The 11,761-nt window shown below is 64.9% G+C and carries 9 protein-coding genes; 2 read left to right on the top strand and 7 right to left on the bottom strand.

Going from position 1 to position 11,761, the window contains the following annotated elements:
- Positions 1 to 187 precede the first annotated feature (187 nt).
- From GON01_RS09535 to GON01_RS09515, 5 genes are read right to left on the bottom strand one after another with little or no spacing between them, the layout of a single operon-like run.
- Entirely contained in the window at positions 188 to 619 is a 432-nt protein-coding gene (locus tag GON01_RS09535; protein ID WP_157027155.1) for an acyl-CoA thioesterase, read from the bottom strand.
- Positions 616 to 1,764, bottom strand: a complete 1,149-nt coding sequence (locus GON01_RS09530) for an iron-containing alcohol dehydrogenase (protein WP_157027154.1) — start codon at positions 1,762 to 1,764, stop codon at positions 616 to 618. The genes GON01_RS09535 and GON01_RS09530 overlap by 4 nt, the downstream gene beginning before the upstream one ends.
- Positions 1,764 to 2,657, bottom strand: a complete 894-nt coding sequence (locus tag GON01_RS09525) for an alpha/beta fold hydrolase (RefSeq protein ID WP_157027153.1) — start codon at positions 2,655 to 2,657, stop codon at positions 1,764 to 1,766. Before GON01_RS09525 ends, GON01_RS09530 begins: the two co-directional genes overlap by 1 nt.
- Before the next feature lie 3 nt (positions 2,658 to 2,660).
- Positions 2,661 to 3,944 (bottom strand): spinster family MFS transporter, encoded by a 1,284-nt coding sequence (locus GON01_RS09520; protein WP_408640915.1) that lies wholly within the window; start codon positions 3,942 to 3,944, stop codon positions 2,661 to 2,663.
- Positions 3,945 to 3,963: 19 nt separating this feature from the next.
- A complete protein-coding gene (locus tag GON01_RS09515; protein WP_157027152.1) occupies positions 3,964 to 6,243 on the bottom strand; it encodes a TonB-dependent receptor in 2,280 nt (759 codons plus the stop codon).
- A 161-nt stretch (positions 6,244 to 6,404) separates the two neighbouring features.
- On the opposite strand from GON01_RS09515, the gene GON01_RS09510 reads away from it, so the two are divergent.
- Positions 6,405 to 7,172, top strand: coding sequence for a TetR/AcrR family transcriptional regulator (locus GON01_RS09510; protein ID WP_157027151.1), 768 nt, complete (start codon positions 6,405 to 6,407; stop codon positions 7,170 to 7,172).
- Here GON01_RS09510 and GON01_RS09505 read toward each other — a convergent pair.
- A complete protein-coding gene (locus tag GON01_RS09505; protein WP_157027150.1) occupies positions 7,169 to 8,695 on the bottom strand; it encodes a carboxylesterase/lipase family protein in 1,527 nt (508 codons plus the stop codon). The genes GON01_RS09510 and GON01_RS09505 overlap by 4 nt on opposite strands.
- 120 nt (positions 8,696 to 8,815) lie before the next feature.
- On the opposite strand from GON01_RS09505, the gene GON01_RS09500 reads away from it, so the two are divergent.
- Positions 8,816 to 10,357 (top strand): class I adenylate-forming enzyme family protein, encoded by a 1,542-nt coding sequence (locus GON01_RS09500; protein WP_157027149.1) that lies wholly within the window; start codon positions 8,816 to 8,818, stop codon positions 10,355 to 10,357.
- 278 nt (positions 10,358 to 10,635) lie between these two features.
- Here GON01_RS09500 and GON01_RS09495 read toward each other — a convergent pair whose 3' ends face one another.
- Positions 10,636 to 11,760: a diaminopropionate ammonia-lyase gene (locus GON01_RS09495; protein ID WP_198159825.1), complete on the bottom strand. Its 1,125-nt coding sequence runs from the start codon at positions 11,758 to 11,760 to the stop codon at positions 10,636 to 10,638.
- Position 11,761: the final 1 nt, after the last annotated feature.

Here is an 11,761-nt window from a genome sequence, read left to right as displayed (position 1 = left end):
CAACAGGCCGGACACAAGACTGCACCCGACTAGCCGCCGACATCAAATCGCCACTTGCAACGCGGGAGCCATCCACACAGGACATTCGCCATCTGGCTCGCGAGCCGTCTGATCATCGGCCATTGACAATGTCAGCTGGGTCTACTTAGATTTGCAGGCCAGTGCTGCCTTGGCCGACGCGGTGACATCAGGAAAATGGGGTGAGGGCCTGCCGCCACGTCGCAGAAATAGATATTGGTCGGCGCCGCTCCCGGTCTACATAGACGTGAATGAACCGGCCCTCCGCCGCTGCCCGGGGGTCGTCAAAGGTGAACGCCCCCAGCTTCCATACGATGCTAGACGTCCCGATCCGACCGGTGCGGATCCCGATCTGAACTCTTTGCGGGAAGGATAAAGGCCGAAAATAACGGCAGCTGCTTTCCACGACCAAACCGATCTGATCTCCATTGGCTGGATCGAGCAATCCCTGTGCAACGAGCCAGGCGTTCACTGCTGTGTCGAACCAGGAATAGTAGGCAACGTTGTTCACATGGCCGTATTGATCGTTATCCTCCCACCGCGTCGTGATGGGCCAAAAGACGGAGTACTCGGAACGCTCCGAGGGTGGCCGACGACTCAAAGCGCCGCCTCGTAAAGCTGGCGAGCGTCAGCCTCGGTGATGGGGCGTGGATTGTTCACGAGCAGCCGTTCCTGCTTCATCGCCCCGCTCGCGAGTAGGTCGATGTGCTCAGAGCCAATGCCGAGGGCCGACAGGCGCTGCGGCAAACTCGCTTCTGCGGAAAGCGTCCGCAGCTTCTCGACGAATGCGCGCCCGAGGGCCAGCGTTCCCACGTTTTCCTGTTCCGGACAGATCAGCCGGCCAAGCTCTGCATAGTGAGTGAGCGCGACCGGCATATTGTAATCGAGCACGTGCGGCAGCATCAGAGCGTTCGCGACACCGTGCGGCACGTGGAAATGACCGCCGAGCGGATAAGCCAGCGCGTGCACGCCGGCGACGGGGGCATTGGCGAACGCCACGCCGGCGAAATGCGCGCCGAGCAGCATGTCGCGGCGCGCTTCGGCGTTTCCGGGTTGATCGCAGACGATCGCAAGATTGGCGGCGAGCAACTCCAGCGCGCGACGCGCGAACAGGTCCGAAACCGGATTCTTTCGCCACGCGGAGGTATAGGCCTCGATCGCATGAACCATGGCGTCGATACCCGACGCAGCGGTGACCTCGCGCGGCAGCCCGAAGGTAAGCGCCGGATCGAGCACTGCCCAGTCCGCCATCAGCGCCGCGCTGCTGACGCCCTTCTTCTCCGCTGCGTCGACAGTGATGACGGTGACCGGCGTCGCCTCCGATCCCGTGCCGGCCGTGGTCGGCACGAGCGCGAGCGGCAGCTTTTCACCCTTGGCCTTGTCGACTCCCCAGAGCGTCTCAACGTCGTCGCCGCTGCCGAGCAGATAAGCAACGAGCTTCGCCACATCCATGGGACTGCCGCCGCCGAACCCGACCACCGCGCCGACGGCGGCCTTACGACCCACCACCTCGGCTGCCCGCACCGTCGCGAGCGAGGGGTCGGACTCGACCGCATCGAAGATGATCGGCTCGACATTGGCCGCGTGCAGCGCCTCGAGGGCGGGAGCGGCCAGGCCGAGCTCTATGATCCGCGCATCGGTGACGAACAGTATTCGGCGGCCCGGCAAGAGTTCCGCCAGTCGGCACGAGGCGCCGGCGGCGCAGACAAGACGCGGTCCGTATTGGAAGCTGAAATCCTGGCCCATTAGGGCGCGCGTTCAAGGAAGGACAGGATCGACGCCTGGGCGTCCGGCTCGTCGAGCATTGGCGCGTGACCGACGCCGCCCACCTCAACCAGCTCGATCGCAGGCACGGCCTTCTGCATGCGCGCGGCGATCGGACGGCTCAGTATGTCCGACAACTCGCCCCGCAGCACGAGCGTGGGTCGTCTTCGGGCAAGCCGCAGGAACAGATGCCAGGCCAGGAACTTCGGCGCCTTGAGTTTGCCGGCCAGGATCGGCACGCGGATCGCCGGATCATAGTCGAGCGCCAGCCCTCCGTCGGCATCTTCGCGGAATGTGCGTCGCGCGAAGCTCGACCAGGCCGCGTCGTCCCAATTGGGAAAGGCCGCTTCATTGATCGAGCGAACATAGGCGGCCGCCTCGTCCCATGACGAGACCGTCGCGGGCCTGCCGGCATAGCCGGCGATCCGGGCAAGCCCTTCCGGAGACGCTTCCGGGCCGATATCGTTCAGGATCGCGGCGGCGACCATCCGGTTCCGCCTGGCCGCGGCCAGCATGGTGATGACGCCTCCCATCGACGTGCCGAGAAACACCGCGCGGGCAACTCCCAACGCCGCCAGCATGCCGATCAGGTCGCGGGCATAGGCGGCAGGAAGATAGCGCATCGGGTCCGGCGACATTCCGGAGCGGCCACGGCCGCGCACGTCCGGCACGATCACGCGCCGCCCCGTCGCGGCGATCGTCGAGGCGATTTCTTCGAAGTCCTTCGAGTTGCGGGTCAGGCCATGAAGGCAGACGACCGGCAGCCGGGCTTCCCCGCTCGCGCCGGGATAATCGCGCAGATACAGCTGTACACTATCCGGCGAAAGCCAGGTCCGCTCGGCGAATATGCTCGTCGTTTTCGTGCTTTCGCCCATCGTTCAGCTTACCCAGTCCCGTCCCACCCGGCGGCTTGCCAGGGCATAGAGCAAGGCCGCAGCAAGATAGAAGAGGGAGCCGGCGAGCAGCGCATAGCGCAGCGATTCGTCGCCGAACCGCTGATGCAGGCTGTCCGAGATCAGGCCGAGGATGGCCGATCCCAGGCCCAGGCCGATCAGGTTGTTGATGAGCAGAAAGACCGAGGAAGAAGTGGTGCGGAGCGACGCAGGCACGACCTGCTGGACGACCGTCAGGATCGTCCCGAATCCCATGCTGCCGAGCGCCGTCGGCACCAACAGCAACACCAGCGAAAGGGTCACGTCGCCCGTCATCACCGCGCCGATGAAGAAAGGCAGGGAGACCAGCATGGCGGTGAGCGGGATCAGGAAATAGACGGATCGGCGACGTGGGCCGAAGCGGTCGCCAAGCCAGGCTCCGGCCCAGCTGCCGGCGAGGCCGCCGACCAGGATCAACCCGGCATAGATAAGCGAGATCTGGGCAACCGAAAGGCCGAAGGAGCGCACATAGAAGGATGGAACCCAAAAGGAGATGCCGTAGCTGGCCGTCGAGGCGAGCGCCGATCCGAAGGAAAGCAGCCAGAAGCTCCGTTTGGCGAGAAGCAGCCGCGCGGCCTCCCTAACTGACGGCCGCGGCGTCTGTGCATGCGCATCGAAGCCGCCGCGCATTGGATCGCGGACGAGCAGGCGGAAGACGGGCGCGATCACGAGGCCCGCAATGCCCATGGTCAGGAACGCGACTCGCCAATCGAAGGCGGTCGCGATCATGCCGCCGAACGCCAGACCGATCGCGCTGCCGATCGGAATGCCGAATGAATAGACGCCCAGCGCGCGGGCGCGCTGGTCGGGCGGGAATAGATCGGCGATCATCGAGTAGGACGGCGCGACGCCGCCGGCTTCGCCGACACCGACGCCCAGCCGCGCGAGGAACAGGTGGATGAAACTCCCGGCCATGCCGCAGATCGCGGTGAAGCCGCTCCAGAGCGTCAGCGAGACGGTGATGATCCAGGTACGGCTGTGCCGGTCGGCGGCCCACGCGACCGGCACGCCAAGAGTGGCATAGAAGAGAGCAAAGGCAGTGCCGCCGAGCAGCCCGAGTTCGGTATCCGACAGGCCTAGATCGGCCTTGATCGGCATCGCCATAACGCCGAGCAGCACCCGGTCGGCGAAGTTGAAGATATAAACGAGAAGGAGCAGGCCGAGCGTCAGGAATGGCCGCATCGGCCCGGCCTGCTCCGTATTGGCGGGAGCCGCATCGGTGTTCGACAAGCTCCCGCTCCCCCTTGTCTCAGTACCGGTATTCGAGCGTCGCCTTGACCGTCCGCGGCGGCGCATAGAAGCTGATCACGGAGTTGGCGAACACCGGAGTCGGGAAATTGTACCCGCCGGTCTTGTAGCGTTCGTCGAACAGGTTGCGCGCATAGACGCCGAACCGCCAATGATCGTTCGCCGAGGTCCACGCGGCGCTCAGGTCAAACAGCTGATAGGCCTTCTGATCAAGCGCCGGGATCGGCGTTTCGAACAGGTGCGTGCTGCTACGGAAGTTGAAATTGCCGTTGAGCGCCAGCTCGCCCGCATCGCCAAGCTTGTGCCGCACAGTGAGCCCGATCGAGCCGTTCCATTTCGGCGTGTTCTGGAACACGCGCGCGTTCGAGACGTCGACATAGCAGCCGACCGCCGTTGGCGGCGACGGCGGGTTGGCGACGCAGGCGAGGCCATTCGCCGGCGCCCCCGGCACGAACGAGGCATAGCGCTTGAACTTGGCGTCGATATAGCCGAGCGCGAAGTTCGCCGTCAGCCAATCGGCCAGCACCGCGTTGCCTTCCAGCTCGGCGCCGTTGATGCGCGAGCTGCCGACATTGTCGACGAAGCTGACCGCGCTGTTGCCCACCGGCACCTGCGTGGTCACCTGCTGGCCGTTATAGCTGGCGTGGAACACCGCTCCGGTCAGCCGGACCCGGCCGCCGAACAATTGGGACTTGAAGCCGGCTTCGTAGGAGTCGACTATCTCCGGGTCGTATCCGAGCATCGTCGCCGGCGTGACCGAGGCGTCGCCGCGCATGTCGAACCCGCCCGATTTGAAACCCCGGCCATAGGCCGCATAGACGTTGAAATCGTCGAACAACTCGTAAGTGGCGCTGAAGCGCGGCGTGAATTCCGAAAAGCTCCGGCTGTTGGTGTAGTTTGTCAGCACCTGGAACGGCACGGCGCTCGGGCCTGGGACGGCAACGCCCAGATAATTGGCCTTGAACACCTTCGCGCGCTTGTCGTCTTGCGTCCAGCGGGCGCCGACCGAGACCGAGAACCGGTCGGTCACGTCGAAGCTGAAATCGCCGAACAGCGCATAGCTCTTGGTGTGGACCGAACCGCTGGTCGGCTGGGTGATGCCGAGCGCGCCGAGCTCGGCGTAAAACGCCCCGGCAGCGGTCGCGTCCATATAGTAAGCGCCGAGCACGCCGCTCAGACGGCCCAGGTCGAGCTGCGCCTGCAATTCCTGCGAGAACTGGTCGTCGTCATAGAAGCCGGGAATGTCGAAATAGGGCTGGGGCAGTCCGTCGAAGTCGATGCCGTCGCCCCGCGTGCTTCCGGAGCGATAGGCCGTGATCGAGCGCAGCGTGACCTGGTCGGACACGTGCCAGTCGCCGGTCAGCGAGACGCCGCCCGTATGCACACGACCGCGATAGCCGATGCCGGCCAGCGTGTCGTATTTGTCGGCGAGCGGCGGCGTCGGTACCGGGAAGCCGGGCGTCTCGCGATGCCCGTTGTTGATGTTGGAATGGTCCCACAGCTTGTCCGCCGCCAGGCGGAAGAAGAGCTGGTCGTTGGGCTCGAACTCCAGGCTGATGCGGCCCGCGAACACCGCCCGGTTCGCATGCTCGCGCTTCAGCGTGAGATTGTCGCCGAAGCCGTCACGGCTATAGCGGGCAAGCGCGGCGCCCATGCGGAACGTGTCCGTCAAGGGCGCCGATCCGGAAACGATGAAGTTGAGCTCGCGATAGGTGCCGACTTCCGCGCGCGCCTTGAACTCCGGCTCACGGGAGAGCTTGCGAGTCACGTATTTCACCGCGCCGCCGATCGTGTTGCGGCCGTAAAGCGTCCCCTGCGGCCCGCGCAGCACCTCGATCCGCTCGATGTCGAAGATGTCGAGCACCGCGCCCTGCGGCCGGGCGATATAGACGTCGTCGACATAGAGGCCGACGCCCGGCTCGAAACCCCAGAGCGGGTCCTGCTGGCCGATGCCGCGGATGAAGGCGGTCAGCGTCGAGTTGGTGCCGCGCGAGACCTGGAGCGTCAGGTTGGGCGTGGTCCGCTGCAACGCGGTGATGTCGGCCGCACCGCGGATGTCGAGCTGCTCGGCGCTGTTCACGGTCATCGCGATCGGAACGTCGATCTCGCTTTCCTCGCGCCGACGCGCGGTGACGATGATTTCGCCGCTGTCCGCGCCCGCCCCGGCGGTGGTGGATGCAGGAGCGACATCCTGCGCCCATGCGGACGTCGGCGCCGTCAAGGCCGCCAAAGCCAATCCGCCGAGCAGCGCCACACGTGCCAACCGAGCCGTGTCAAACATCGAACCTCCCCTTTCGCCGTTTGTTCAGCATTTGATGAGTTATGCTGAACTGAACGCAAGTGGGGCAGCATGTCAAGAATGTTCATCCAGTGATGAACATTCTATGCGATCGATGCCGGTGGATGCTTTCTCGGCAGCGCCGCACGGTCTAGGAGGACTCGATGGACGAGATTCAGCCCAGTCTGCAGCGGCGCGCGGCGGCCCGCGATGCCCAGCGGCTGGGCAAACGCAGCCGCCAACACCAGCCGGCGGCGCCGGTCTCGCGGTCGCGGACGAGCAAGAAGGCGCAGCAGAGCCAGGAAACGCGAGACCGGCTGCTCGATGCGGCCGAGGAGTTGTTCGCGCGGCACGGCCTTTATGGCGTCACCGTCCGTAACGTCGCCCAGCATGCGGAGGTCGATACGGCCCTCATCCATTATTATTTCGGCACCAAGCGCGGCATGTTCGACGCGGTGTTCGACCGGCGTACCCAAGGCGTGAACCAGACCCGAATGGCAGCGATGGACGCCTATGAAGCGGCCAGCGCGGGGAATATCACTGTCGAAGGGGCGATCCGCGCCTTTCTGCAGCCGATCCTGGAGAAGGATCGCAACGCCGATCAGGGGTGGCGCAATTACTCGGCGCTGGTCGCAATGGCGAACAACAGCAAGGAATGGGGCGGCGAGATGATGAGCCGTCTGTTTGACCACGTGATCCGCCGCCTGATCGCCCTGCTCAAGAAAGCGATGCCGGACGCGAGCGACGAGGATCTTTACTGGAGTTACCAGATGCTCTCCGGTTCGCTGATGGTGATCCAGGCGAGCACGGGCAGGATCGAGCTGCTTTCCGGCGGCCTGTGCCGGTCCGACGATGTCGACGCCTTTGGGGAACGGCTGGTGCAATATGCAGCGGCCGGGTTTCGCGCGGTGTGCGCGAGTCGGCGCCGCTAGCGCGCGCCAGGCCGGTCCTTGTCCCAGGCGGCCTGCATTGCGGCGAGCATCGCCTCCGCGGTCCGCCGGTCGAGCGTGGTCGGCGTGAGCATTTCGATCCGGGATCCGAAGCGCAGCGCCTCGCCTGCGCGTGCCGCGGGTGTCCACGTTGGGACGCCGTCGCCGTTCGGATCGCCGGTCCGGACAAAACGCACCCAATAATCTGCCATTTTGCCCGATAGCGCGCGATCCTGTTCATCCCAGCGGGTGAGGAAGCCGTCAGGCGTGCCGAACAGATAAGCGAGCTCGCCCCCGTGTGGCGCGCCAGGCAACACCCCGCGTTGCGATGCCGGGACCATGTCGAAATGATAGAGCCATGACGGGGCTCCTCTCCTCGCGTGACGCTCGGCGATGAAACGCGCGGGCTGGACGAAGAACAGCTCACCCCTGAGCCGCGCTCGCGCCGCATTTCCGTCAGGCACGGCGGCCGCATAGGCCTTCAGCAGCGGGCCGTAGTGTTCACCCAATGCGGCCTGCGCCATCGCATCGTTCAGGATGCCGAGGCTTCCCTCGAAGGAATTGGCGCCGACAATCAGCGGGACTGGCGCCTCCTCGCCCCGCGCGAAAGCCTCGGCGGGAGTGCGGCGGAGCAGCACTCCGTCGATCCTGGGAAAGGCCAGGAAGGGCGCGGCGAGGATTCGCTCGACCGGCAAGGCGCGCATTTCCTCGGCTGTGGCGTTCGCCGATCCCGACGCCGCCGCCCAGCGTTCACCGGCCGTCGCTGCCGCGGAAGAGCGCGCGTCCACCATCAGGCCGGCGCTGCCGCCGGACTGCGATACCGCCTTGTGGAAAAGCCCACGCGCCATTGGGCTGGCCATCAGCGCCTGAACTGACACGCCGCCAGCGGATTCGCCCATGATGGTGACATTGGCCGGATCTCCGCCGAATGCCGCGATGTTCCGCCGCACCCAGCGCAGTGCCGCGATCTGGTCGAGCAGTCCATAATTACCGAGCGGCCGGCCCTGTTGCTCGCGGGACAAGACGGGATGAGTCAGGAAACCGAGCGCGCCGAGCCGGTAATTGAGCGTGACCAGGAGGACGCCGCGCCGCGCAAGCGCCGCGCCCTCGTAAAGGGGCTGCGATCCCGAGCCGAGCACGAAGGCACCCCCGTGAATCCAGACCATCACGGGCAGCCGTCTCGCCTGGGTTCGCGTCGGCCGCCAAATGTTGAGCGTCAGGCAGTCCTCGCTTTGCGGGCCTTGCGCTCCATAGGGTGCGGGAACATGAGGCTGCGGACAATTGGGGCCGAACGTGGCGGCGGATCGGATGCCGCGCCACCGCGCCGGCGGAACCGGCGACCGCCACCGTAACGGTCCGACTGGCGGGGCCGCATAGGGAATCCCGCGGAACACCTCGACGGCACCTTCGGAAACCCCGGCGATATGGCCGCTGCTGGTAGCGACGACGGGCGAGGCCGCCGCCATCGTTTGTGCCGAGCCAAGCAGCGCCGCGATTCCGGCTGAGAGGATTGCCCCACGAACCATTATTTCCGTCTCCCGTCGCAATCGCCTTCACCAGATGATGAACATTTCTTGACACTGCCGCAAGTTCACCAAATAGTGAACATCAACTGCGGCAGAACCGGGCATCGAGAGGGGGCGGGCATGGCCAGCATCGTCGGCGAATTCATTTCATACTCGGACCGGGTCCGGGCCGCCGCGAGGCTCGATCCTGATAAGCCGGCGCTGATCGATTGCGGCCGGGTGCTCTCTTACGCGGCGCTCGTCGCCGGGATCGACGCGTTCCGCGGGTTTCTTGCTGAACGAGGCGTGTCTCCGGGGCAGTGCATTGCGGTCTGCGCCATGAACTCTCTTGAATATGGTCTCGCCTATATCGGCGCGGTAGCAGCCGGCGTCGTGGTCGCGCCCCTGCCGCAAAGCGCGACCCCCGAAAGCCTGCTGGCGATGATCGGAGACTGCGGCGCGGTCCTGGTCTTCACCGACACTGACTGCGGCACGCGCCTGACGGCCGCCGGTTGCCGCACGCCACTGGTCGCTCTGGGAAGCGTGTTCGAGGATCTCAAATCGGCGCCCGCCGCTCCGGATGCGCCGGAGGTCGCGCCCGAGGGGGTCTTCAACATCATCTATTCCTCCGGCACCACGGGTGTGCCGAAAGGAATCGTTCAGTCGAACGCGATGCGCGATGCGCATGTCGAGCTCGCCCGATCCTGCGGCTATGATTTCGACAGCGTCACGCTTGTCTCCACTCCGCTTTATTCGAACACGACGCTGGTCAGCTTCCTGCCGACGATCGCGCTGGGCGGGACCGCTGTGCTGATGCGCAAATTCGACGCGGGCCAGTTCCTCGCTTTGTCGGAGCGCCACCGCGTCACCCACGCCATGCTGGTGCCGGTGCAATACCGGCGGCTGATGGAGTTCGAGAAATTCGGCGATTTCGACCTCTCATCCTATCGCGAGAAATTCTGCACCTCCGCCCCATTCCCGGCCGAACTGAAGCACGACGTGCTCGCCCGCTGGCCCGGCGGTCTCACCGAATATTACGGCATGACCGAAGGCGGCGGGCTGTGCATCCTGTTCGCCCACGAGCACCCGGACAAATTGCACACCGTCGGCCGGCCCGCGCCCGATAACGATATCCGGGTGATCGACGAAGACGGCAAGGAACTGCCGCCCGGCGAAAAAGGCGAGATCGTCGGGCGTTCGCGCGGCATGATGCTAGGCTACCACAACCGGCCGGAGACGACCTCGGCCGCTTATTGGATTTCACCTGAAGGCAAGCGCTTCATGCGCAGCGGCGACGTCGGACGTTTCGACGAAGACGGCTTCCTTATCCTGATGGACCGCAAGAAGGACGTGATCATCTCGGGTGGGTTCAACATCTATCCGTCGGACCTGGAAGACATAATCCGCTCCCATCCCGATGTGGTGGATGCAGCCGTCGTCGGCATCACATCGAAGGAATGGGGCGAAACGCCGGCTGCTTTCGTGGTGGCCCGTGAAGGCAACGCGGAAGCGATCCGCGCCTATGCCAACCAACGGCTCGGGAAGCTTCAACGAATCTCGAGGGTGCAGCTCGTCGAGCAGCTTCCCCGCAATGCGATCGGCAAGGTACTCAAGCGAGAGCTGCGCGAGAACTTCTACGATAAAGAAGGCTTGAACCAAACTTGCATTGGGACGTCGGAGTGAGGGCACATCCCTGCCCGAACGGCCGCATTTGACCAAACTGAATCCGGACCGGAGCTCGCGTCCGAAATGCGTGCGCATTGGCCCTTTTTCAGTGATTCAGGCGAATGACCGCTTTCGGATTTCAGGAACTCGCGACCCATGTCCGCCGTGGGCGCGACGCGGGCGTCCGGTGTTTCGCTGTCGCATGACGGGAAGAGCGCATTGCCGACAGCCGCAGTTTAGGCATGCCTCCGGCGACCCGCCGAACCGCAAGACATCGGCCCTGAGCGCCGCGCTCGCTAGGCAGTCCTGCGCCTAACCAGACGCTCATAGGAATGGGGGTCCGTCGCGCCTTCGGTTCCGATGCACAGGACTCGACTCTCATTTGATAAGCCAAGCCGCTTGCGCAGGTCGGCCGCCCCGGAAGCGATCAGACAAGCAGCAAGGCCAGCGGTCGCCGACTCGCCGGCCACCACTACCGGGTCGTTCAGCGCAAGCAGCCGCATACCCTCGATTGCCGCCTGATCGGGCAAGGTCACGAAATGGTCCGCGGCGGCGTCGAGTATCTCCCATGCGACTTCCGACACTTCGCCGCATGCGAGACCTGCCATTATCGTGTCGAGCGCACCTTTGACGACGACCGGCCGCCCGGCGGCTGCAGAGCGGGCCAGGCAGGCGGCATTTTCCGGTTCGACCACGACCAGACGCGGGCGCTTGGGGCCAAATTCCTCCCAGAAATGGGCCGCCATGGCAGCTGCCAAGCCGCCGACACCGCCCTGGACGAAAACATGGGTGGGGCGGACGCCGCAATCGAGCAGCTCGCGCGCAAGCACCGTATAGCCTTGCATGATCTGGCATGGGATCGCGCGATAGTCCCCATAAGAGGTGTCGGAGATCACGATCCACCCGTTGCGCGCGGAATCATCTTGGGCCTGCCGGACCGAGTCATCGTAGTTTCCATCAACTCGCCTGATTTCGGCCCCAAGAGCGGCAATTGCCCGCTCTCGTTCAGGGCTGACGCCAGCATGCAGGTAGATGACGCAGCGGCAACCGACCCGCTGCGCTCCCCAGGCCACTGCGCGGCCATGGTTTCCGTCGGTGGCCGAGGCGAAAATAGGCGTTCCGCTTGTCCGAACGTCGGCGTCTGCTCGAATCCGCGCATACATCGCCTCGACAGCTAGGGCGCCCCCCAATGCCTTGAAGCTGCCGAGACCGAACCGGCCCCCTTCATCCTTATAGGTGATTTCCGCGATCCCCACCGCATGGGCGAGGTTCGCCAGCTGGACCGTCGGCGTCGGCGCGTAACCCGGCCAGCGAGAAATGCAGTTGAAGGCATCTTCCCCCCTTTCATGCGAAAGCAGCCGCTTCATCGCGTCCGGATAAGCCTCCCCCGCCAAGGCCCGTGGATTGTCGACGACCGACACG

This window comes from Sphingomonas horti, assembly GCF_009753715.1.
Taxonomy (GTDB): domain Bacteria; phylum Pseudomonadota; class Alphaproteobacteria; order Sphingomonadales; family Sphingomonadaceae; genus Sphingomonas_B; species Sphingomonas_B horti.
Note: the sequence above shows the minus strand (reverse complement) of the source record. Positions and strands in the feature narration are given on the sequence as shown.